Annotated in this window: 21 protein-coding genes; 10 read left to right on the top strand and 11 right to left on the bottom strand. The window is 69.8% G+C overall.

Translation table 11 applies throughout. The features are described from left to right. Positions 1-46 precede the first annotated feature (46 nt). Positions 47-1,240, bottom strand: a complete 1,194-nt coding sequence (locus FHD67_RS10195) for a PQQ-dependent sugar dehydrogenase (RefSeq protein ID WP_139598637.1) — start codon at positions 1,238-1,240, stop codon at positions 47-49. A gap of 103 nt (positions 1,241-1,343) precedes the next feature. After that, the gene (locus FHD67_RS10200) at positions 1,344-2,399 is read right to left on the bottom strand and encodes a saccharopine dehydrogenase (RefSeq protein ID WP_139598638.1); all 1,056 of its coding nucleotides are present in this window, start codon (positions 2,397-2,399) and stop codon (positions 1,344-1,346) included. Between the two features lie 127 nt (positions 2,400-2,526). On the opposite strand from FHD67_RS10200, the gene FHD67_RS10205 reads away from it, so the two are divergent. Next, on the top strand, positions 2,527-3,309 hold the full coding sequence (locus FHD67_RS10205) for an MBL fold metallo-hydrolase (protein WP_139598639.1): 783 nt from the start codon (positions 2,527-2,529) through the stop codon (positions 3,307-3,309). Here the strand turns inward: FHD67_RS10205 and FHD67_RS10210 are convergent. From FHD67_RS10210 to FHD67_RS10220, 3 genes are read right to left on the bottom strand one after another with little or no spacing between them, the layout of a single operon-like run. Then, complete coding sequence (locus FHD67_RS10210; RefSeq protein WP_139598640.1) at positions 3,306-3,956, bottom strand: pseudouridine synthase; 651 nt, start codon at positions 3,954-3,956, stop codon at positions 3,306-3,308. The genes FHD67_RS10205 and FHD67_RS10210 overlap by 4 nt on opposite strands. After that, entirely contained in the window at positions 3,953-4,579 is a 627-nt protein-coding gene (locus FHD67_RS10215) for a LysE family translocator (RefSeq protein ID WP_046000408.1), read from the bottom strand. The genes FHD67_RS10210 and FHD67_RS10215 overlap by 4 nt, the downstream gene beginning before the upstream one ends. A gap of 22 nt (positions 4,580-4,601) precedes the next feature. After that, entirely contained in the window at positions 4,602-5,054 is a 453-nt protein-coding gene (locus FHD67_RS10220) for a GAF domain-containing protein (RefSeq protein WP_139598641.1), read from the bottom strand. 117 nt (positions 5,055-5,171) lie between these two features. On the opposite strand from FHD67_RS10220, the gene FHD67_RS10225 reads away from it, so the two are divergent. Genes FHD67_RS10225 through FHD67_RS10250 form a run of 6 tightly spaced genes read left to right on the top strand, consistent with a single transcriptional unit; the run spans position 5,172 to position 9,863 of the window. After that, the gene (locus FHD67_RS10225; RefSeq protein WP_139598642.1) at positions 5,172-6,488 is read left to right on the top strand and encodes a histidine kinase; all 1,317 of its coding nucleotides are present in this window, start codon (positions 5,172-5,174) and stop codon (positions 6,486-6,488) included. 31 nt (positions 6,489-6,519) lie between these two features. Then, positions 6,520-7,146 carry a response regulator gene (locus FHD67_RS10230; protein ID WP_046000410.1) on the top strand — a complete coding sequence of 209 codons (627 nt, stop codon included), beginning with the start codon at positions 6,520-6,522 and terminating at the stop codon, positions 7,144-7,146. 9 nt (positions 7,147-7,155) lie between these two features. Next, the gene (locus FHD67_RS10235) at positions 7,156-7,668 is read left to right on the top strand and encodes a DUF2478 domain-containing protein (RefSeq protein ID WP_139598643.1); all 513 of its coding nucleotides are present in this window, start codon (positions 7,156-7,158) and stop codon (positions 7,666-7,668) included. Next, positions 7,665-7,928, top strand: coding sequence for a sulfurtransferase TusA family protein (locus FHD67_RS10240; RefSeq protein WP_337960269.1), 264 nt, complete (start codon positions 7,665-7,667; stop codon positions 7,926-7,928). The genes FHD67_RS10235 and FHD67_RS10240 overlap by 4 nt, the downstream gene beginning before the upstream one ends. Before the next feature lie 15 nt (positions 7,929-7,943). After that, positions 7,944-8,918 (top strand): iron exporter MbfA, encoded by a 975-nt coding sequence (gene mbfA, locus FHD67_RS10245; RefSeq protein ID WP_127899244.1) that lies wholly within the window; start codon positions 7,944-7,946, stop codon positions 8,916-8,918. Between the two features lie 21 nt (positions 8,919-8,939). Next, positions 8,940-9,863: an AEC family transporter gene (locus tag FHD67_RS10250; RefSeq protein ID WP_139598644.1), complete on the top strand. Its 924-nt coding sequence runs from the start codon at positions 8,940-8,942 to the stop codon at positions 9,861-9,863. Here FHD67_RS10250 and FHD67_RS10255 read toward each other — a convergent pair. After that, complete coding sequence (locus FHD67_RS10255; protein WP_139598645.1) at positions 9,860-11,149, bottom strand: 4-aminobutyrate--2-oxoglutarate transaminase; 1,290 nt, start codon at positions 11,147-11,149, stop codon at positions 9,860-9,862. The genes FHD67_RS10250 and FHD67_RS10255 overlap by 4 nt on opposite strands. Before the next feature lie 133 nt (positions 11,150-11,282). On the opposite strand from FHD67_RS10255, the gene FHD67_RS10260 reads away from it, so the two are divergent. Continuing rightward, positions 11,283-12,080, top strand: a complete 798-nt coding sequence (locus FHD67_RS10260) for a crotonase/enoyl-CoA hydratase family protein (protein ID WP_139598646.1) — start codon at positions 11,283-11,285, stop codon at positions 12,078-12,080. An 88-nt stretch (positions 12,081-12,168) separates the two neighbouring features. On the opposite strand, the gene FHD67_RS10265 is transcribed toward FHD67_RS10260, so the two are convergent. The 3 genes from FHD67_RS10265 to dapD are packed head-to-tail and all read right to left on the bottom strand — an operon-like array spanning position 12,169 to position 14,079. Then, positions 12,169-12,747, bottom strand: coding sequence for an exopolysaccharide biosynthesis protein (locus tag FHD67_RS10265; protein ID WP_046000416.1), 579 nt, complete (start codon positions 12,745-12,747; stop codon positions 12,169-12,171). A 55-nt stretch (positions 12,748-12,802) separates the two neighbouring features. Further along, positions 12,803-13,258: a YaiI/YqxD family protein gene (locus FHD67_RS10270; RefSeq protein ID WP_046000417.1), complete on the bottom strand. Its 456-nt coding sequence runs from the start codon at positions 13,256-13,258 to the stop codon at positions 12,803-12,805. Next, complete coding sequence (gene dapD / locus FHD67_RS10275; RefSeq protein WP_139598647.1) at positions 13,258-14,079, bottom strand: 2,3,4,5-tetrahydropyridine-2,6-dicarboxylate N-succinyltransferase; 822 nt, start codon at positions 14,077-14,079, stop codon at positions 13,258-13,260. Before dapD ends, FHD67_RS10270 begins: the two co-directional genes overlap by 1 nt. Before the next feature lie 105 nt (positions 14,080-14,184). On the opposite strand from dapD, the gene FHD67_RS10280 reads away from it, so the two are divergent. After that, a complete protein-coding gene (locus tag FHD67_RS10280) occupies positions 14,185-15,015 on the top strand; it encodes an LOG family protein (protein WP_046000418.1) in 831 nt (276 codons plus the stop codon). Between the two features lie 40 nt (positions 15,016-15,055). Further along, entirely contained in the window at positions 15,056-16,063 is a 1,008-nt protein-coding gene (gene rsgA, locus FHD67_RS10285; RefSeq protein ID WP_139598648.1) for a ribosome small subunit-dependent GTPase A, read from the top strand. A gap of 403 nt (positions 16,064-16,466) precedes the next feature. On the opposite strand, the gene rlmN is transcribed toward rsgA, so the two are convergent. Then, positions 16,467-17,651 (bottom strand): dual-specificity RNA methyltransferase RlmN, encoded by a 1,185-nt coding sequence (gene rlmN / locus FHD67_RS10290; protein WP_139598649.1) that lies wholly within the window; start codon positions 17,649-17,651, stop codon positions 16,467-16,469. Between the two features lie 114 nt (positions 17,652-17,765). Further along, positions 17,766-18,287 (bottom strand): invasion associated locus B family protein, encoded by a 522-nt coding sequence (locus tag FHD67_RS10295; RefSeq protein WP_046000420.1) that lies wholly within the window; start codon positions 18,285-18,287, stop codon positions 17,766-17,768. Positions 18,288-18,365 lie beyond the last annotated feature (78 nt).

Below are 18,365 nucleotides of genomic sequence, written 5' to 3' on the forward strand. Positions count from 1 at the left end.
CGAAGGGCGGCCCCGCAGGACCGCCCCAAGACCGATCGTGGTCGGATCACCCTTCCGGGGTCAGGCGGACCAGACGGCCGTTCTCCTCATCGGTGATGACGACCAGGGCGCCGTCCTGGGCGACCTCGACCTCGCGGACGCGGCCGATGCCCTGGGCCAGGCGCGCCTCTCCGGTCACGGTGGTGCCGTCCAGTTCCAGCCGGATGATGTCGCCCGACCGCAACCCGCCGATCAGCGCGTCGCCCTGCCAGTCGGGGAACATGTCGCCGTCATAGAAGGCCATGCCGCTGATCGCGGGCGACGGATCCCAGTAATAAACCGGCTGTTCGGTACCCTCGACCTGGGTCGCGCCCATCTGGGCCCCGCTATAGTCGGTGCCGTAGGTGGCCAGGGGCCAGCCATAGTTCAAGCCGCCCTCGACGGCGTTCAGCTCGTCACCGCCCTTGGGGCCGTGCTCGTTCATCCACAGCTGGCCGTCGGGGCCCATCGCGGCGCCCTGGATGTTGCGATGGCCGATGGACCAGATCTCGGGCAGCGCGCCCTCGATTCCCGCCCCGGCCGGGGTGCCGTCGGTGGCGTTGATGCGGATGATCTTGCCCAATGTCGCCTGCGGGTCCTGGGCGTATTGGCGGGGTTCGGGGTCGCTGCGTTCGCCCAGGCCGACAAAGATGTGGCCCTCGCCGTCATGCACGATCCGTGCGCCGAAATGCTTGGTTGAGGCCCATGCCGGCTGCTGCTGCCAGATGCGCTGGACGTCGTCCATCGTGGTGCCGTCCTCGGACAGGATGCCGGTCGCGACGGCGGTGGCGTTTGTGCCGTCGCCGCGGGGTTCGGCATAGGTCCACCAGACGCGGCGGGTGTCCGCGAAATCGTCCGCGACGGACACGTCGTGCAGGCCGCCCTGGTCGCGGGCATCGACCTCGGGCAGGCCCTGAATGGGTTCGGACAGGGTACCGTCGGTGGTATAGATGCGCATCCGGCCGGGGCGTTCGGTGATCAGCCAGTTCCCGTCGGGCAGCTCCTGCAGGCCCCAGGGATGCTCCAGCCCCTCGACCAGGACCTGCTGCTGCAGTCCGGTGCTGTCCAGCATGGGCGCGCGGGTCTGGCCTTCGAAGGCGGGCGTTTGGTCGTAGGCGGCCCCGTTGGGGGCGGCATCGTTGAAACCCTGCGCCGCGGCCATCGAGGCCAGGAATCCTGTGGCGGCAAGGGTGGTCAGGCTTGTCGTCGTACGGCGCGTCATGGGGTCCTCCGATCCGGTGAATACCCTGCCCAATTCGTGACACGGCCCGGCGTTCCCCCCTGCGGCAACACGTCCCTGTCAGGCGGCCGTGACGGCGCCCATGTCAGCGCGCGTCGCGATGGTCTCGAAACAGCGCACCCGCCCGGTCCCAGGCGCCCGCGTCAAGGTCATCCAGCCCCTGCAGCACAGGCAGCAGCTGGGCCGCGTAATCCTCGCTGCTTTCGCGCGGCAGCATCGAGGGCAGGTTGTCGATCGCCATCACGTCCAGCACCGGCGCATCCGCCACCCGCAGGACCGGCGCGTCCCAGGTGGTGCTGCGGTCATAGACCTTGATCGGGGAAAAATCGCTGGTCGGGTCGCAGGCCACGTCGCCGATGACGCTCAGTGCACGGCCCGGCGCCACGGCATCGGCAGGCACGAAGACCGGGGCGCCGGGATGGGCCAGGATCGCGTTGATGAAGACATCGTGCATCAGCACCTCGGGGAAGGGGCCGCCATGGGCGGTCTCGGCCATGTCCCACCCGGTCACGTTGACGCCCATCGCGGTCAGCAGGTCGGCCGCGCCGCTGCCCACGCGGCCCTTGGCGCCGATGACGATGGCCCGCGGGCGCGGGCGGCCGGTGGCGTCCAGCCGCGCCCGCAGGTCGTCCAGCAGGCGATGCCGGTCGGGATAGGCGGCCACCGGGCCGCAGATGCCGCCCCACTGCTGCGCGGCCCAGGCCATCAGCGACACCGCCGCCCCCGCATAGCCCGCCCAATACCCGAAGGCCGCCAGCCTGCGCCCCGTGTCGTCGGTCAGATATTCCAGGTCATACAGCGCCCCGCCCCCGGCCCGGAACCGGTCCAGCAGCACCCGACCCGCGGGCTGGCCCTTGAAGGCGTGGCCGAACATCACATGGCGATGGCGCAGGGGGGTGCCTTCCTCGGGCAGCTCCTTGAGGCCGAAGACGATGGCATCGTCGGGCGCGGTGGGCCAGCTGCCCTCGGGGGCGATGGTCGCGCCGGCCTTGACATAGTCGTCGGTCGGGATGATGCGGCGGGGGCTGTCCTCGACCGTGACGCGCATGCCCTGCCCGATCAGCGCGGCGACCCCGTCCGGGGTGATGCCCACGCGATCCTCGTTCGGGCGGCTTTCCGCCCTGACCCACAGATGTGTCATCCCAATCCCCTGCCATGGCTTGCGCCCCAAGCTGTAGGTCACGCGGCAATGCGCCGCAAGCGCGGGCCGGAACCCCCGGCATGCCGCCGGGGTTGACCTTTCTTTCCCCCGTTCCGCAGGAGACAGCATGCACCTGACCCGTCGCACCGGACTGAAACTGGCCGCAGCCCTGATGGGCACTGCCGTCCTGCCCGCCCTGGTCCTGCCCCGAGCCGCCCGCGCACAGGACGGCGGCTTTCGCCATGCGGTCGAGGGTGGAGAGGTCGTGATCCACCCCGTCGATCACGCCAGCATGGTCCTGGAGACGCCCGCGGGGGTGATCTATGTCGATCCGGTCGGCGGGGCCGAGGCCTATGCCGAACTGCCTGCGCCCGACCTGATCCTGATCACCCATGAACACGGCGACCATTACGACCAGCCGACTTTGGACGCCCTGCCCGAGGTGCCGATGATCGCCAACCCCGCCGTGGCCGGGATGCTGCCGGCCGCCATGGCCGAACGCACCACGACGATGGCCAATGGCGACAGCGGAGAGGCCCTGGGCCTGCCGATCGAGGCCATCCCCGCCTACAACATCACCGAGGACCGGCTGCAGAACCATCCGCAGGGCCGCGACAACGGCTATATCTTGACCATCGGGGGCCAGCGTTTCCTGATCGCCGGCGATACCGAGGATACGCCTGAACTGCGTGCCCTGACCGACATCCATGTGGCGTTCCTGCCGATGAACCTGCCCTATACGATGTCCGTCGATCAGGCGGCGGCGGCGGTCACGGCCTTTGCCCCCGATGTGGTCTATCCGTACCACCACCGGGGCAGCGACCTGGACGCGTTCACGGCCTTGGTGGCCGAGGGCGGGTCGGGCACCCAGGTCGTCGTGGCACCCTGGTACGCCGAAGCGGACGCCTAGAACGGCACCTTGGCCGAAAACCCGGTCTGCACCCCGGTGTCGGGGTGGCGGAACCGCAGGCTTTCGGCATGCAGCATCAGGCGGGGATGGTCGGCGGCCGCCCCCGTCGCATAAAGCGGATCGCCCAGGATCGGGTGGCCCAAGGACGCCATGTGTACCCGCAGCTGGTGGCTGCGCCCTGTGACGGGCATGAGGCGCACCCGTGTTTCCACATCGGTCGCGCGGACGACGCGCCAATCGGTCTGGGCAGGCCGACCCTCGACATGGTCGACCTTCTGGCGGGGCCGGTTCGGCCAGTCCACGATCAGCGGCAGGTCGACCCGACCGGTCTCGGGCTGCAGGCGGCCCGAGAGCCGCGCGACATAGACCTTCTTGGTCAGCCGATCCTCGAACTGCTTGGACAGGTGGCGCTGCGCCTGCGGGGTCAGGGCAAAGACCATCACCCCCGACGTGTCCAAATCCAGCCGATGCACCAGCAGCACGGTCGGGAACGCCTCGCGCAGGCGGGCGATCAGGCAGTCGGCCCGATCCTCTCCGCGCCCCGGCACCGACAGCAACCCCGCCTGCTTGTCCACCACCAGAACGTGGTGGTCGGCATGCAGGACCACCGGGATGTCCGGCGGCGGGTCATAGACGAATTCGGTCATTTCCAGACGAGGCGCAGCGCCAGCCCCGCGAACATGACGGCGGCGATCTTGTTGACCATCCCCAGCCGCTTGCCGATCACCCCGCCTGCGATCCCGCCGACGATGCCGTATCCCATGGTCACCAGCGTCCCCGTGAATGCGAAGATCAGCCCCAAGCCCAGGATCTGCTGCCAGACCGGGCCCCAGGCGGGGTTGGTGAACTGCGGCAGGAAGGCCAGCAGGAACAGGACCGGCTTGGGGTTCAGCGCGTTGGACAGGAACCCGCGGCGGATGATGTTCCAGACCCTGACGCTGCCCCGGGCCGACGGGTCGATGTCGCCCGACCGCCAGCTTTTCCACGCCAGCCACAGCAGATAGGCCGCGCCCGCGTATTTGATGGCGCGCAACGCCTCGGGATGGGCGGCGACGATCGCGCCCAGGCCCACGGTCGCCAGCGCCACGTGCATCAGCACGCCCAGGCCCACGCCGAACCCGGCCCAGGCCCCGGCGCGCGGCCCGCCCTGGATGCCGCAGGCGCTGGCGAAGAACACGTCCTGACCGGGCGCAAAGTTCAGGACCAGCCCGCCCGCGATGAACGCGGTCAGCTGTCCCGCGGGAATGTTCGCCAAGGTGTCCCAGATCATCTTGCTGCCGTCCCCATCGTGATCACAGATGCCCGAAGGCATCCGCCAGAATCGCCGTCAACGCATCCGCATCGGCCTGACCAAAGGCATCCGGGCGGTCGCTGTCGATGTCCAGCACCCCGATCAGCCGCCCGCCCGCGCCCAGGACAGGCAGCACGATCTCGGACCGGGTGCTGCTGGAACAGGCGATGTGGCCCGGGAAGGCCTCGACATCGGGCACGATCTGGACCGTGCGCGTGCGCGCCGCCGCCCCGCAGACCCCGCGCGAAAACGGGATGACCAGGCAGCCGTGCCCGCCCTGATAGGGCCCGATCTTCAGCAGCTCGGGGCCCACCACGCGATAGAAGCCGGTCCAGTCGAACCGGTCGTCGGAATGATGCAGTTCGCAGGCGACGGTCGCCATCAGCGCGACCTCGTCGGTCTCGCCCGCACACAGGCCCCGGATGCGGGCCGACAGATCGTCATAATCGCTCATCCGCATATCCTTACGCGGGGCCGTCGGGACAGGAAAGCCCGCCCGTTCACCGCCGCGACGATTGCGGCGGGGACGCGGACCATTGCCCCGGCAACCGCTTGGCGGCACTGTCGCGCCATGACGCTGCGCACCCGCATCCTGACGCTGATCCTGATCGTCCAACTGGGCCTGATCGCGCTGCTGGCCCTGGGCAGCCTGGACCGGCTGCGCCGCGACATCGCCACCGAAACGCGCATGGGCGCCGAGACGGCGCGCAACCTGGTGCTGGCCACGATCGGCACGATGCAGGGGGCCGTGCCGCCCGACCGCATCATGGCGCGGCTGCCCGAACGGCTGACCGAACCCCGCCATGCCCGCATCGGCACCCTGAACGCGCTGGACGGGACGCTGCGCCAGCCTGCGGGTCCGCCCGACCCGGCGCTGCGCGCACCCGGCTGGTTCGCGGCCCTGGTCGCCCCCGACCCGCAGGAAACCCGCCTGCCGGTGGTGATCGACGGCCGCCCGCGCGGCTATGTGCTGATCACCGGCGACCCGGCCGAGGAGATCGCCCGCGCCTGGCGCGACATCCGCGACCTGATGGCGCTGGCGGCGGCGGCGGCCGTCCTGCAGGCGGCGCTGATCGCCGGGGCATTGGCGCAGGGGTTGCGCCCGGTCGCGACCATCGCCGCGCGCCTGTCCGACATGACGCGGGGCGACCTGGACAGCCGCATCGGCCCGCTGCCCCATCCCGACCTGGCGGCGCTGGCCACCCATGCCGACCGGCTGGCGCAGGCGCTGGAACAGGCCCGCACCGACCGCACCCGCCTGCAGCACCAGGTGATCGCCCGCGCGGATGCCGAACGTAAGGCCATCGCCCGCGACCTGCACGACGAGATGGGCCCGTGCCTGTTCGGCTTGCGGGTCGAGGCCGATGCGCTGCGCGAGGCGGCGCCCGACCCCGCGACCGCCGCATCGGCCGACCAGATCGCGGCGATCGCGGAACAGATCGCCCGCGTGAACCGCACCCTGCTGGACGATCTGCGCCCGATGGCGGTGGGACAGCTGCCTTTGGCCACGGTGCTGGCGGATTACGTGGCCGATCTGAACCGCCGCTTTCCGGGCACCCGCTTTGCCCTGGACATGGCCGCGGGCCTGCCCGAGCCCGACGAGGCCACCGCCCTGACCCTGTTCCGCATCCTGCAGGAGGGCACAACGAACGCCCTGCGCCATGCCCGGGCGGACCGGGTGGACATCCGGCTCTGGACCGATCCGGCGCATTGGCGCATGGTGCTGGCCGATGACGGCGTGGGCATGGCCCCCGACCGGCGCGAGGGGACCGGCCTGACGGGCATGCGCGAACGCATCACCCTGCTGGGCGGCACCCTGCGCCTCGAGGCCGGGTCGCCCGGCACGCGCCTGATCGCGGACCTGCCCCGGCAGGCCGGACAGCCCTGACGACCGCCAGCACTGAGGACAGGACGACCCCGTGACGAAACGCGCCTTGGTCATCGACGACCACCCGATCACCCATCTGGGCGCCAGCCGCCTGCTGCGCGATCTGGGCTATGACCCGGTGGGCCAGGCCATGTCGGGAGAGGAGGCGCTGGACCAGCTGACCCGCGACCCCGCCCCCGACCTGATCGTCCTGGACATCAGCCTGCCCGGCGCGGGTGGCCTGGACCTGGTCGCCCCGCTGCTGGCCGCCGCACCCGACGCGCGCATCCTGGTCTTTTCGATGAACGACCAGACAGGCTTTGCCGCCCGTGCCCTGCAGGCGGGCGCGCAGGGGTTCCTGTCCAAGAACGCCCCGCCGTCCGATTTCCGCGACGCCGTGCGCACGCTGGAGGCCGGAGAGTTCTATCTGGCCCCCAAGCAGGCGATGGCGCTGGCCACGCTGCGCGCGGGCGCGGCGGGCGACCCCCTGGGCGCGCTGTCGGACCGCGAACGCCAGGTCCTGGCCCTGATCGGGCAGGGACATGCGCTGCAGGCCATCGCGGATCAGCTGGGCGTCAGCTACAAGACCGCGGCCAACACCTCGTCGGCGCTCAAGAAGAAGCTGGGCGTGGACGGGATCAACGGCTTGATGAAATTCGCGCTGGACAGCGGCGTATAGGGGGTCGGCATGCTGGCTTGGTTCACGAACGACACCGACACGACGCCCGGCGCGGCCGACCTGGCGCTGGAGGCGCTGGCGGCGGACCTGAGCGCGCGCGGACTGGCCGTGGCGGGGGCGGTGCAGCGCAACCTGGACCTGGGCCCCGACTGCGCCTGCGACATGGAAATGATCGTGCTGGGCGATCCCGGCGATCCGGTCCGCATCTCTCAGTCGCTTGGGCCGGGGGCGCAGGGCTGCAGGCTGGATACCGGCGCGCTGGAGGAGGCGGTGGCGCGCACCGCGCCCCGCCTGGCCGGCGCGGGCCTGGTGGTGATCCCCAAGTTCGGCCGGCAGGAGGCGATGGGCCGCGGCTTTCGTGACCTGATCGGCCAGGCGGTGGCCGACGGGCAGCCGGTGATCCTGTATGTGCCGCGCCAGCAGCAGGCGGCGTTCCTGGATTTCGCGGGCGATCTGGCGGTGCAAATCCGGCCCGACCAGCTGCGGTCCTGGTGCCTGGACCGATTCGCAGCTGCGTCGTGACGGACCTGGACGCGCGGGGGTTGCTGTGTCCCCTGCCGGTGCTGCGGCTGCGAAAGCAGCTGCTGGCGATACCCGAAGGGGGCATCGTGCGGCTGATCGCGACGGATCGCATGGCGATGGTCGATGTGCCGCATTTCTGCGGGCAGGCCGGGCATGCCATGATCGGGATGCGCGATCTGGGCGACGGCGTCACGGAATTCACGGTCAGGCGCGGCCCCGCGACCGGACAGGCAGCCGATCCTGCCCCCGAAGAGAGTTGAGCACCGACGATGACCATGCCCTTCCTGCCCTCGCGCAAGCGCCTGTCGGAGTTGACGGAGCAAGAGATCGTGGCCCTGGCCATCGCCTCCGAGGAGGATGACGCGCGCATCTATCGCAACTGGGCGGCGTTCCTGCGCAAGGACTATCCCGCCAGCGCCGCCGTGTTCGACGCCATGAGCGCCGAGGAGGACGGCCACCGCCGCCTGCTGCTGGACATGCACCAGCGCCGGTGGGGGGACGCCATCGCCGTGATCCGCCGTGAACATGTCGCGGGCTATGTCACCCGCCGCCCCGCCTGGATGATCGAGAACCTGTCGCTGGACCGCATCCGCGCCGAGGCCGCTGGCATGGAACGCGACGCGGCCGAGTTCTATGCCCATGCCGCCCAGGTCAGCCAGGACGCCGGCACGCGGAAGCTGCTGGGCGATCTGGCCGCCGCCGAGCGCGGCCACGAGAACCGCGCCCACGAGCTGACCGAACAGCTTCTGCCCGCCGATGCCCGCGCCGAGGAGGATGCCGTCGCCCATCGCGATTTCGTCCTGACCTGGGTCCAGCCGGGGCTGGCGGGGCTGATGGACGGCAGCGTGTCGACCCTGGCGCCGATCTTTGCAGTGGCGTTTGCCACGCAGAACCCCTGGACGACCTTCCTGGTGGGCGCCGCCGCCAGCATCGGCGCAGGCATCAGCATGGGCTTTACCGAGGCCGCGTCCGATGACGGCGTGGTGTCGGGGCGCGGATCGCCGCTGAAGCGCGGACTGTCGTCGGGGGTGATGACCACCGTGGGCGGGATGGGGCACGCCCTGCCCTATCTGATACCGGATTTCTGGACCGCCACCACCATCGCCATCATCGTCGTCTTCGTCGAGCTGTGGGCCATCGCCTGGATCCAGAACCGCTGGATGCAGACGCCCTTCTGGCGGGCCGTCTTGCAAGTCGTCGTGGGCGGTGGTCTGGTGCTGGCCGTTGGGGTGCTGATCGGATCGGGCTGACGGCCCCCACCCGGGGGCCAGATGACCGAGATCCTGCTCAAGACCCTGCCCTTCTTTGCCCTGATCGGGCTGGGCTGGGTCGCCGCCGCCACGCGGTTCTTTCCCGCCCAGGGCGCGGCCTGGCTGACGAAATTCGTGTTCTATTTCGCGCTGTCGGCGATGCTGTTCCGCTTTGCCGCGGGGGTTGATCTGGGCCAGCTGTTCGATCTGCGCTTCGTGCTGGCCTATCTGGCAGGCTCCACGGCGGTTTGGGCGGTGGGCCTGTGGGTCGCGCGCGCCCGCGGCCTGGGCCTGGCCGAGGCCGCGATGGAGGCGCAGTGCTGCATGATCGGCAACACCGGCTTTCTGGGCGTGCCGATGCTGGTCGTGCTGCTGGGCCCAGCGGCGATCGGGCCGGTGCTGATGGTGCTGATCATCGACATGCTGGTCTTTTCCACGCTGATCACGCTGATCGTGCATGCCTCGCGCAATGGCGGGGTCGGCCTCGCCGCGATTGTGCCGGTGTTGCGGGGGATCGCGGCCAACCCGATGATCCTGGCGATGGTCGCGGGCCTGTCCTGGGGCGGGCTGGGCCTGCCCATGCCCGCCCCCCTGGACGAGTTCCTGTCGATCCTGGGGGCCGCCGCCACGCCGGGCGCGCTGTTCGCCATCGGCGCCAGCCTGGCGGGGCGCAGCCTGGCGCGGCTGGCGCCCTCGGCCTGGCTGTCGGGGGCCAAGCTGGTCCTGCACCCGGCCGCGGTGGGTCTGGCGGCCTGGGCCTTCGGGGTGGATCCCGTGTCGGCAGGAGTCATGGTGGTCGCGGCGGGCCTGCCGGTCGCGGGCAACGTCTATATCCTGGCCCAGCATTTCGGGCTGGCGCAGCAGCGGGTGTCGACCGCGATCCTGATCTCGACCGCGGCCAGCATCCTGACCATCCCCGCGCTGATCCTGCTGATCGGGGCCTAGGCCCGCGCGGCCAGCATCGCCTCCTCCAGAATGTCCAGCGCCTGCGCGAACTGGTCGTCCGGGATGGTCAGCGGCGCCAGGAAGCGGATCACGTTGCCATGCACCCCGCAGGTCAGCAGCAAAAGCCCCCGCGCCAGCGCCTGTTCGCGCACCCGCGCCGTCAGGCCTGCATCGGGCCCGTCCGGGCCGATGAACTCGGCCGCGACCATGAAGCCCGGGCCCCGGATATCGGCCAGTTCCGGCATTTGCGGCCGGATCGCCTCCAGCCGCGCCTTCAGCGCCGCGCCCAGGCGGTCGGCGCGTTCGCAGAGGCCCTCCTCCTCGATCACGTCCAGCACCGCAAGGCCTGCCGCGATCCCCAAGGGGTTGCCGCCATAGGTGCCGCCCAGACCCCCCGGCTCGGCCGCGTCCATGATCTCGGCCCGGCCCGTGACCGCGGCGATGGGCAGCCCGCCGCCCAGGCCCTTGGCCATGGTCACCAGGTCGGCCGCGACGCCGTGATGCTCCATCGCGAACAGGCGGCCGGTGCGCGCGAACCCGGTCTGCACCTCGTCGGCGATCATCACGATGCCATGCCGGTCGCACAGCGCGCGGATCGCCACGACGAAATCGGTGGGCGCGGGATAGAAGCCCCCCTCGCCCTGCACCGGCTCGAACACGATGGCTGCGACGCGGGCGGGGTCCAGATCGGCCTTGAACAGCTTGTCGATGGCGGCCAGGCTGTCCTCGGTCGTGACCCCGTGCAGCGGGCAGGGGAAGGGCGCGTGAAAGACGTCGGGCATCATGCCGCCGAAGCCCTTCTTGTAGGGCACGACCTTGCCGGTCAGCGTCATCCCCATGAAGGTCCGCCCGTGGAACGCGCCGGTGAAGGCGATCACCGCGTCGCGCTTCGTGGCCGCGCGGGCGATCTTGACCGCGTTCTCGCAGGCCTCGGCCCCGGTGGTGACAAAGATCGTCTTCTTGTCGAAATCGCCGGGAGTCGCGTCGTTCAGACGCTCCGCCAGGCAGACATAGTTCTCATAGGGCAGGACTTGGTGGCAGGTATGGGTGAAGGCGTCCAGCTGGGCGCGCACGGCCTCGATCACGCGGGGGTGGCGGTGGCCGGTGTTCACGACCGCGATGCCGGCGGCGAAATCGATCAGGCGGTTGCCCTCGATGTCGGTGACGGTGGCGTTCTCGGCATGGGCCGCGAAATGGTCGGTCATCACGCCCACGCCGCGGGCCATGGCGGCGCGGCGGCGGGTGGCGGTTGCCGCGTTGGTCGCGGCGTCGGTCAGGTCCTTCATGGTGCATCCCTCCCTGGATGGATGGTCCAAGGGTGATCCTTTCGCACGCGTTTGCCAACGGCGAACTTCGCCTCGACGCAGGCGGCGGGGCGGGCTATCCCCGGACGCGCACGTTCAAGGGAGGGAACCGGACATGCGCGACATCGCGGATCTGAGGCTGTCGAACATCCTGCTGGCGGTGGACGACGAGGGCATCGCCCGCGTCACCCTGAACCGCCCGGCCAAGCGCAACGCGCTGGACCTGGCCACCATCGAGGAGCTGATCGACATCTTCACCACCCTGCCGCGCGCGGGCGTGCGCGCCGCGATCCTGGACGCGGCGGGCGATCATTTCTGCGCCGGGCTGGACCTGGTGGAACACCACCACGAGGATCGCAGCGCCGCCGATTTCATGCAGGTCTGCCTGCGCTGGCACGACGCGTTCAACCGGATGGAATATGGCGGAGTGCCCATTATCGCAGTGCTGCAGGGCGCGGTGGTTGGCGGCGGGCTGGAACTGGCCAGCGCCGCGCATATCCGCGTGGCGGGGCCCGGCACCTATTTCGGCCTGCCCGAGGGGCAGCGTGGCCTGTTCACGGGCGGCGGCGCGACGATCCGCGTGGCCGACCTGATCGGCAAGGCGCGGATGATCGACATGATGCTGTCCGGGCGCCTCTATCGCGGGGACGAGGCCGTGTCGGTGGGGCTGTGCCAGTACATCGTCGACGATCCGGCCGCCCATGCGCTGCAGATCGCGCGCAAGGCGGCGCTGAATCCGCCGCTGTCGAACTTCGCCATCTGCTCGGCCATCAGCCACATGCAGAACATGAGCGCGCTGGACGCAGCCTATGCCGAGGCCGCCGTGGCCGGCGTCGTGAACACCCAGGCCGAGGCCCGCGACAGGCTGGCGGCCTTCGCCGGCGGCACCGCGGACAAGATCAAGCCCGCCTGACGGGGGCGCCATGTCGCGTCGCGGGCCTTGGGCCCGTGCCGCGGCAGCGGTCGGCCGGGGATCGATGCCCCGGCCGACCGCTCCTTGCTCAGGGCATCAGGGTCAGGACCAGTGTGACCACCCCGCCGATCGCCAGGAATCCCAGCAGCACGAAGACACCGTCCCGCGCCAGCAGGCCGAACGCCAGCAGGCTGACCACCACGCCCATCAGCGACGAGGTGAACGGAATGAATTCCAGCAGCGGCATCACCAGCCCGCAGCACAGGCAGATCCCCTGCACGATCCAGCGCATGGGCCTGCGCACCAGCGGGGTCAGCCGCTCGTGGCTGACCCGGTCCAGGAACCGCGCGGGCTTCTCCATCCAGTCCAGCGCCTTGCGCAACCGGTCGCCGGACACCTGGCGCCGCATCAGGAAGCCCGGCAGCCAGACGTGATCGCGCCCGATCAGCATCTGCGCCGACACCAGCGCGATCAGCAGGCCGCAGATGCTGGAGAACAGCGGCACGCCCGACAGGGGCGACGCCACCGCAAAGGCCGGGATCATCAGGTTGGGGGGCAGCGAATCCTGGCCCAGGGCCTCGGCGATCTGTCCGACGCTGACCTTGTCGCCCTCGGCCCCCTTGCGCACGCGGCCGACCAGATCGGTGATGACGGTGTCATCGCTCATCGCATTCTCCTGCTTGTCGGGGGTGCAACGCATTGACGCGTCACGGGGTCCGCGCTCAGCCCGCGCGGCGTGCGGCGGTCAGCAGCCGGTCCAGCGACTGCAGGAACCGTGCCCGGTCGGCCTTGCCGAACCCCGCCCCGCCGCCCTTGTGGAACGGGTCCGCCGCGCGGATGTCGGCCATCAGGTCGCGCGTGGCCAGCCGTGGGCCGATGTTGCGCACGTCCAGCACCTCTCCGGCATGGGTCAGCACCGCCGCCCCCGCCTTGATGCAGCGATCCGCCAGCGGCAGGTCGCCCGTCACCACCACGTCGCCGGGACCGCAGCTGTCGGCGATCCACTTGTCGGCCTCGTCCGGGCCCGCGGACACGATCTGCAGCCGGACCAGCGGATGCGTGGGCATCCTGAGGCCCCCGTTGCAGACCAGCACCATGGGCACACCCATGCGGACGGCCACCCGCTCGGCCTCGGCCTTGACCGGGCAGGCATCCGCATCGATGAACAGCGTGGTCATCAGTCGCGCAGCAGCTCGTTGATCGAGGTCTTGGACCGCGTCTGCGGGTCGACCCGCTTGACGATCACCGCACAGTACAGATTCACGCCGTTCTTGGACGGCATCGTGCCCGACACCACGACCGACCCCGCCGGAACCTCGCCATAGGTCACGCTGCCGGTCTCGCGGTCGACGATCTTGGTCGACTGGCCGATATAGACGCCCATCCCCAGGACCGATCCCTCGCGCACGATGCAGCCCTCGACCACCTCCGAACGCGCGCCGATGAAACAGTCGTCCTCGATGATCGTCGGCCCCGCCTGCAGCGGCTCCAGCACGCCGCCGATTCCCACGCCGCCCGACAGGTGGACGTTCTTACCGATCTGCGCGCAGGACCCGACGGTGGCCCAGGTGTCGATCATCGCGCCCTCGCCCACATGGGCACCCAGGTTGACGAAGGACGGCATCAGAACCGCGCCCTTGCCGACGAACGCCGATCGCCGCACGATCGCGCCCGGCACGGCGCGGAACCCCGCGCGGCGCCAGTCGTCCTGGGTCCAGCCGTGGAACTTGGACGGAACCTTGTCCCACCACGAGGTGCCCTGGGGACCGCCGGCCATCTCCTCCATGTCGTTCAGGCGGAAGGACAGCAGCACCGCCTTTTTCGCCCACTGGTTCACGTGCCAGTCGGCGCCGCGCTTTTCGGCCACGCGCAGGGCGCCGCTGTCCAGCTGGTGCAGGGTCTCGCGCACGGCCTCGCGGGCGGCGCCCTGCGTGTCGGGGGTGATCTCGGCGCGGGCCTCCCACGCGGTTTCGATGGCTTGTTCCAGGTCTTGAGTCATCTTGGCCTCTTGCTGCTGTCGCGTCCGGGTGGAAACTGTTGCCTGTGGGCTATAAGCATCAACCAATGCCCGCGCAATCCGCGCATCCCCCACCCCGAGGCCTTGATGACCGATACGACCGAACAGGACCGCGCCCACACCCTGCCCGCCAGCAGCCGCGACGCGGCCCGCGCCCGGCACGTGCCCGACACGCCCCAGACCCGTGCGCCGTCCTATCAGCTGGCCTTCAGCGACCGCGACTTTCTGCTGCGCGAGGAGCTGCGCCCCGTCCGCCTGCAGCTGGAGCTGCTGAAGCCCCAGATGATCATGGACGAACACGGCATCGAATCCACCGTGGTGATGTTCGGCGGCGCGCGCATCCCGGCGCCCGACGGCGCGGCCCGCGACGCCCGCAGCCCGGCCTTGGCCGAACTGTCGAAATACTATACCGAGGCGCGCCTGTTCGCCCGCCTGATGACCGAACGCAGCCTGGCGCAGGGCGGCAAGGACCTGGTCATCTGCACCGGCGGCGGCCCCGGCGTCATGGAGGCGGGCAACCTTGGCGCGCAGGAGGTCGGCGGCCAGTCAATCGGCCTGGGCATCGTGCTGCCGCACGAGCAGGCGCCCAACCCCTATGTCACGCCGGACCTGTGCTTCAACTTCCACTATTTCGCGATCCGCAAGATGCATTTCCTGATGCGCGCCCGCGCCATCACGGTCTTCCCCGGCGGCTTCGGCACCCTGGACGAGCTGTTCGAGGCGCTGACCCTGATCCAGACCGGCCGCATGGCCCGCATCCCGGTCCTGCTGTTCGGGGCCGAGTTCTGGGACGGCATCATCAACTGGCAGGCCCTGGCCCGCGCCGGCACGATCAGCGCGTCCGACCTGGACCTGATCCGCTATGTCGAGACCGCGGACGAGGCCGTGGCGATCATCGACGCCTGGTCGCCGGAATGAAACGCTTGCATCGCGCCCGTGGCCCGATCATGCAGATCGCATGACACGCGCACTGGACGATCTGGGCTGGGGGCCCTTCTTTGCCGATCAGGTCACCGATGACGATGCGGGGCTGGTGCCCATGCGCATCGCCGCGGTGCACCGGTCGCGGCTGATGGCCGAAACCGGGGCGGGCCAGGTCCGGCTGGACCTGCCGCTGCATGCCACGACCGCAGACTTTGCGGTGGGCGACTGGGTGCTGGCCAAGGGCGACACGCGCGTCGTGGCCCGCCTGCTGGACCGCCGCGCCCTGCTGCGCCGCCGGACCGAGGGGGCGGATGCCCGCCAGCTGATCGCCGCCAACGTGGACACGCTGTTCGTGGTCACGTCGTGCAACGATGATTTCAACCCGGCGCGGCTGGAACGCTATCTGGCCTTGGCGAACGAGGCCGGGACGGACCCGGTGATCGTGCTGACCAAGATCGACAAGGTCGACGACCCGTCGGACTGGATCGACCGCGCCAGCACCCTGCAGCGCGGGCTGCAGGTCGTGGCGCTGAACGCCAAGTCGGCCGATGCGGCGGCCGTGCTGGCACCTTGGTGCGGACCGGGGCGGACGGTCGCGCTGGTGGGTTCGTCCGGGGTGGGCAAATCGACGCTGCTGAACACGCTGTCGGGCCGCGATGCCCAGGCCACAGGCGAGATCCGCGAATCGGACGCCAAGGGGCGGCACACCACCACCGCGCGGTCGCTGCATCCGGTGGCGGGCGGGGGCTGGGTCATCGACACGCCCGGCATGCGCACGCTGCACGTGGCCGATGTCGCCGTGGGCATCGAGATGCTGTTCGCCGAGATCACCGAACTGGCCCCCCATTGCCGGTTCCGCGACTGCACCCATGCGCATGAACCGGGCTGCGCCGTGCAGGCGGCCGTGCGCGCCGGCACGCTGGACGCGGACCGGCTGGAGCGCTGGCGCAAGCTGCACGACGAGAACCGCGACAACACCCCGGTCCAGACCGGACCCCGCGGCAACCGCACCACCCTGCCCCGCGGCGGCAGGCGGCGCTGACGGTCACTGCTCCCGCAATCATGTTGCAGGCGCTGGGGGAGAGGTCGTCCTTGGCGGACGTTTCCCGGTTTGGGCAACCCCTGCTGCTGCAAGCGTCGTCGAACAGCCAAGCACATAGGCCGCAACCTGCATCACGATGGTACAGGTCGCCGATGAAGCCACACTGTAAATGCGACGAACAGGGCCAAGGGTCACGCGCCAAAACTGTTTGTGCGCGGCGGGGCCAAACGCATCGCAGACAGGCCTTTGGACCGGACGACAGGCAAAAACTCCCGTGACGCCGCGGCGGCGATCACCGCCAAACGCACTGTAGAGCGTGCCATCCGCACAGGAGGTCGCCGTCGAGCAGCCTGCCGGTGGCAGGTGCCGTGACCGGCCCTGCGGCAGGTTCAGACGGGCTGTTCTAGGCGGTTTCCGCCGCAATCTGGGCGCGGGACTTGCGGCCGCGTTCTGTCGCGGATTTCAGCTGACCGCAGGCGGCCATGATGTCCTCTCCGCGCGGGGTGCGGATCGGGCTGGCATAGCCCGCATTGTGGATGATGTTCGCGAAGGCATGGATGCGGTTATTGCTGGACCGCTTGTAGGGGGCGCCGGGCCATTCGTTGAACGGGATCAGGTTGATCTTGGCCGGGATGCCCTCGATCAGCTTGACCAGGCGGTGCGCGTCCTCGTCGCTGTCGTTCACGCCCGCCAGCATCACGTATTCAAAGGTGATCCGCTCGCTGTTGGTCAGGCGAGGATAGTCCCGCAGCGCGGCCAGCAGCGTCTCGATGTTCCAGCGCTTGTTGATGGGGACCAGCCGGTCGCGGACCTCGTCCGTCGTCGCGTGGAAGCTGACGGCCAGCAGGCAGCCGATCTCCTGCGCGGTGCGCGCGATCTCGGGGACGACGCCGCTGGTCGACAGGGTGATGCGGCGGCGCGACAGGGACAGGCCCTCGTTGTCCATCACGACCTTCATCGCGTCGCGGACGTTCTCGAAATTGTACAGCGGCTCGCCCATGCCCATCAGGACGATGTTGCTGATCAGCCGCGTCTCGTCCTTGGGGGCGCCCTGGACGGGCCATTCGCCCAGATCGTCGCGCGCCAGCATCAGCTGGCCGACGATTTCCCCGGGCGTCAGGTTGCGCACCAGCTTCTGCGTGCCGGTATGGCAGAACGAACAGGTCAACGTGCAGCCCACCTGGCTGCTGACGCAGAGCGTGCCGCGGCCCTCCTCGGGGATGTAGACGACCTCGACCTCGTGGCCGCCGGCGATGCGGACAAGATACTTGCGCGTGCCGTCGCTGCTGACCTGACGGGTCACCATCTCGGGCAGGACGATCTCGAAATGCTCGGCCAGCAGGGCGCGGTAATCCTTGGCCAGGTTGGTCATCTGCGCGAAATCGCGCACGCCCCAGTGATAGACCCACTGCCAGACCTGGCCCACGCGCATCTTGGCCTGACGCTCGGGCGTGCCCGCCGCGACCAAGGCGTCCAGCAGCTGCGCCCGCGTCAGGCCGACGATGTTCGTCAGCCCGCCCTGGGGCAGCTTGCGCGGAAGCGTCATCACGTCCTGCGTGATCGGCGCAGACGGGGTCTGATCGGTCATGAAGATCACCGGTGTTGGAACGGCCCAAGGGGCGAAAGACAGCCACATATGCGAAAGCGGGCCCGAAATCAACCGGCCCGCCCCCTTGGTTCCGTCAGGACTGCAACCTTGCGGTTACTGGCAGCGCTCGCGTGCGCTGTTGGTCGCGGCGGTGATGCCCGACAGGCTGAACGTGTCCTTGGTCGTGGTGCCGCGTGCCGAACGGCCGGTCACGACCGCCGACGAGCCGCCGCGCAGGGCCGCGATCATCGCCTCGTCGTCGGACGGGCTGCCGGTCCAGGCGCTCTCGCCCTCGGTGAACAGGTTGAACGTGCGGCCGCCCACATCGACCTCGACCGTCGAATCCGGGGCGAAGGGATAGCCGCCGCTGAAGCTGACCTCTCCGTTCTGGCCGGGACGGTAGGCGACGTACAGGCGGATGTCGCCGCGCGTCACCTCGGTCGGCTGACCGTCGCGGGTGTTCAGCGTGGATTTCGGGGGCGAGACTGCCCAGCATTCGCGCGGGTTGTCGGCCGCGAAGACTGTCCAGTCCCCTTCGGTCGCCACGACGTTGCTGGATTCTTGCGCAACCGCCGTGCCCAGTCCGGCGATCAGGACAAGGCTGGCGCCCATGCCGCGCAGGGTGGTGGTAATCATGCTCTGGCCTCCTGCCAATTCAATTCGCCGCTTCGCCCGGCGTTCTTCCTGATTGCTGTGGTCTTTTCAACCATCTGT

The organism is Paracoccus haeundaensis, from assembly GCF_006239215.1.
Taxonomy (GTDB): domain Bacteria; phylum Pseudomonadota; class Alphaproteobacteria; order Rhodobacterales; family Rhodobacteraceae; genus Paracoccus; species Paracoccus marcusii.

What these genes read in the sequence shown, in the direction of transcription:
- FHD67_RS10195 (WP_139598637.1), bottom strand. Translation starts at nt 1,240, where the DNA reads ATGACGCGCCGTACGACGACAAGCCTGACCACCCTTGCCGCCACAGGA.
- FHD67_RS10200 (WP_139598638.1), bottom strand. Translation starts at nt 2,399, where the DNA reads ATGACACATCTGTGGGTCAGGGCGGAAAGCCGCCCGAACGAGGATCGC.
- FHD67_RS10205 (WP_139598639.1), top strand. Translation starts at nt 2,527, where the DNA reads ATGCACCTGACCCGTCGCACCGGACTGAAACTGGCCGCAGCCCTGATG.
- FHD67_RS10210 (WP_139598640.1), bottom strand. Translation starts at nt 3,956, where the DNA reads ATGACCGAATTCGTCTATGACCCGCCGCCGGACATCCCGGTGGTCCTG.
- FHD67_RS10215 (WP_046000408.1), bottom strand. Translation starts at nt 4,579, where the DNA reads ATGATCTGGGACACCTTGGCGAACATTCCCGCGGGACAGCTGACCGCG.
- FHD67_RS10220 (WP_139598641.1), bottom strand. Translation starts at nt 5,054, where the DNA reads ATGAGCGATTATGACGATCTGTCGGCCCGCATCCGGGGCCTGTGTGCG.
- FHD67_RS10225 (WP_139598642.1), top strand. Translation starts at nt 5,172, where the DNA reads ATGACGCTGCGCACCCGCATCCTGACGCTGATCCTGATCGTCCAACTG.
- FHD67_RS10235 (WP_139598643.1), top strand. Translation starts at nt 7,156, where the DNA reads ATGCTGGCTTGGTTCACGAACGACACCGACACGACGCCCGGCGCGGCC.
- mbfA (WP_127899244.1), top strand. Translation starts at nt 7,944, where the DNA reads ATGCCCTTCCTGCCCTCGCGCAAGCGCCTGTCGGAGTTGACGGAGCAA.
- FHD67_RS10250 (WP_139598644.1), top strand. Translation starts at nt 8,940, where the DNA reads ATGACCGAGATCCTGCTCAAGACCCTGCCCTTCTTTGCCCTGATCGGG.
- FHD67_RS10255 (WP_139598645.1), bottom strand. Translation starts at nt 11,149, where the DNA reads ATGAAGGACCTGACCGACGCCGCGACCAACGCGGCAACCGCCACCCGC.
- FHD67_RS10260 (WP_139598646.1), top strand. Translation starts at nt 11,283, where the DNA reads ATGCGCGACATCGCGGATCTGAGGCTGTCGAACATCCTGCTGGCGGTG.
- FHD67_RS10265 (WP_046000416.1), bottom strand. Translation starts at nt 12,747, where the DNA reads ATGAGCGATGACACCGTCATCACCGATCTGGTCGGCCGCGTGCGCAAG.
- FHD67_RS10270 (WP_046000417.1), bottom strand. Translation starts at nt 13,258, where the DNA reads ATGACCACGCTGTTCATCGATGCGGATGCCTGCCCGGTCAAGGCCGAG.
- dapD (WP_139598647.1), bottom strand. Translation starts at nt 14,079, where the DNA reads ATGACTCAAGACCTGGAACAAGCCATCGAAACCGCGTGGGAGGCCCGC.
- FHD67_RS10280 (WP_046000418.1), top strand. Translation starts at nt 14,185, where the DNA reads ATGACCGATACGACCGAACAGGACCGCGCCCACACCCTGCCCGCCAGC.
- rsgA (WP_139598648.1), top strand. Translation starts at nt 15,056, where the DNA reads ATGACACGCGCACTGGACGATCTGGGCTGGGGGCCCTTCTTTGCCGAT.
- rlmN (WP_139598649.1), bottom strand. Translation starts at nt 17,651, where the DNA reads ATGACCGATCAGACCCCGTCTGCGCCGATCACGCAGGACGTGATGACG.
- FHD67_RS10295 (WP_046000420.1), bottom strand. Translation starts at nt 18,287, where the DNA reads ATGATTACCACCACCCTGCGCGGCATGGGCGCCAGCCTTGTCCTGATC.